We start from the raw sequence: 219 nt of genomic DNA on the forward strand, positions 1-219 counted from the left end.
GCGCCGGCGGAGCTCTTTATCGATGTAGCTCCAGTCGGGCACCGGCCGCTGCGGGCTCTGAGACGCTGGTCGTGGGGCCGGGAAAAGCAAAAGCTCCAGGTCTTCATCGGTAAGCGCGTATTTTACCGCACAGGCTACGCGCGCGGCTGGCCGCGGCGTCGCGTGACGCCGGGCCCCAGCAGTGTCATCGGAACGGCTTGGTTGACCTGAGCGTTCGAA

The 219-nt window shown here is 65.8% G+C and carries 1 protein-coding gene; it reads left to right on the top strand.

Annotated elements, in window-relative coordinates; all coding sequences use genetic code 11:
* The coding region (locus tag QJT78_RS52865; protein WP_281461018.1) for a hypothetical protein at positions 1 to 210 on the top strand (210 nt) is incomplete at its 5' end.
* Positions 211 to 219: the final 9 nt, after the last annotated feature.

This window comes from Bradyrhizobium sp. Mp27 (assembly GCF_029953005.1).
In the GTDB taxonomy this organism is placed as follows: domain Bacteria; phylum Pseudomonadota; class Alphaproteobacteria; order Rhizobiales; family Xanthobacteraceae; genus Bradyrhizobium; species Bradyrhizobium barranii.